Origin of the sequence: Pseudarthrobacter sp. NPDC058329, assembly GCF_042879835.1 — a bacterium.
Lineage (GTDB): Bacteria > Actinomycetota > Actinomycetes > Actinomycetales > Micrococcaceae > Arthrobacter.
This window is the reverse complement of record NZ_JBHVZR010000041.1, coordinates 1-1,857: the sequence shown is the minus strand read 5'-3', so window position 1 is coordinate 1,857 and position 1,857 is coordinate 1. Positions and strand designations below refer to the sequence as shown.

The 1,857-nt window shown below is 61.9% G+C and carries 1 protein-coding gene; it reads left to right on the top strand.

Annotated features, from left to right (window positions below):
* Positions 1 to 1,326: 1,326 nt before the first annotated feature.
* Entirely contained in the window at positions 1,327 to 1,668 is a 342-nt protein-coding gene (locus ACFVYC_RS22305; protein WP_387554426.1) for a YciI family protein, read from the top strand.
* Positions 1,669 to 1,857: the final 189 nt, after the last annotated feature.

The following is a 1,857-nucleotide window of genomic DNA, read 5'->3' as shown; positions in this document are numbered from 1 at the left end:
TGAGTTCTCAAACAACAGACACACCCGGCACCACCACAACAAATTCCATGTCGAGGATCGCTCCGGAGCAACTTTCCAAACTTACCCGAACCCCCGCCCCAAATCAAATCCATATTTCCAGGACCTTCATCAGCAGGAATCCGCCCCACACCACCCCAGGAGCACTCAAAAGCACTACCAGAATCGGCACATATTTTTGGGGGATTGGCCGCCCGCGGTAACCAGCTCAACGCTGTCTCCCTCGCGGCGACTTAGAAAACAATACACCCCCACAGGCCCCTCCGCAAATCCAACCCCACCCCACCACCACCCCCCAAAAAACCCGCCACCACACGGCTTACCGGGCAATGAGACCCCTGCTTTGCCATCCACAACCGAAAACCCTCACTATGGACCCCGTCACACCTGCGCCCGCTTGGCCTCCGCCCGCAGTGAAGGTGGCCTTCAGGAACTGTCAGATAAACGGTGGGTGGAGTTCGGCCCGTTTTCATCACCGAGTGGTTCTTTCGCACCAGCCGGCGGACGTAATCGGGACGCGTTCAGCGCAGGCTTCCTTCTCATCACCCAACCTGCCCGGCCACCACTGATGGGATCAAGTGAGCTGGTGACGAGGTACAGGCATGCCAGGGCAGCGGTGCCGTTCGAAAAATGCCCGTGGGCCCTCACGTTGTTCCACTCGATTGCGCTCGTCGTGCAGATCACGCGCGTGTAAATTGGCTTGGCGCCTGGCCGATACCGTCGCGATGCCGGCGTTAGGCGTAGGGAAAGCCGTTGCGGATCAGGTGCACGGTGCACGGATGCACGACCGCTTGCCCCCGACGTGGTCGTGCCCGCCTCCGGCAGGCCCTTGAGCTGTTTCAGACGGCGATCACCACGTCTTTCATGCCCCGTACTTCAATTCGGCGTGCTCTCCAGCACGTTCATCGTGAGCTGTGCAGCAACCCGCCGGCGCCAACCAGGCCCCGGCCCACGTCACGGCATGCAAGACGGATTCGGCCCACTGCAGCCAGTATGGTCAGGGCACAATGTACTTCGGCTCCCGCAGTCATAACTGACAGACCCGGAAGATGTGCCTACAGAACGTCCGAGAGGGTTGCCCTGGCGGACGCCATGGGTGAGACATCACTGCATCGCATCGAGCGGAATCCGCCAACCAGGTCTGCAACACCTGTTTGGGGCTGCTCCGACCGTGTCGACGTGGCCGTCACACTAACGGCAAGGGTCTCCCTTGACCAGGTGCCTGCCCTAGGAGTCATAATCGGGCGGGGCAGCACAACGGTGCCGCAGATAAAATTCACCGGATCGCTTGAGCAGAGGAGTCCTTGAATGACGAAATACCTGATCTCGTTCCCGGGGGAGGCCATGACGTTCCCCGAACAGGACTTCGAGGCCGTGGTCCGAGACTCACATGCCGTCATCGACGAGGCCAAGGCGGCGGGCGTGTACGTCTTCGCCGGCGGGATCGATGAGGACGTCGACCCGGTTCTCGTAGCCGGTGACGGTACCGTCACCGCGGGTACGTACCCAGGCCACAAGGTGCCCAACGGCGGCTACACAGTTCTTGAGCTGCCCTCGCGGGAGGTGGCACTGGAGTGGGCGGCCAGGATCGCATTGGCCTGCCGCTGCCCGCAGGAGGTCCGGCAGTTCCAGTACGACCCTGCCGGCTGACGAAGCCAACGGCAATGTGACCGGCGCTGGCCGCATCGGCAGCCCCGCCTCCTGGGCTCCGAAGATGCTGTTCCGCAGGCTTCTTGGGGCCTCTGGTGGTGGTGGGTTTTAAATGCGGGAGGCCCCAACCGTTGTGGTTGGGGCCTCGACCTAATGGTTGTCCGGCGGTGACCTACTCTCCCACACCCT

Excerpts from the sequence above, each read along its gene's own strand:
- ACFVYC_RS22305 (WP_387554426.1), top strand. The coding sequence starts at position 1,327 with ATGACGAAATACCTGATCTCGTTCCCGGGGGAGGCCATGACGTTCCCC.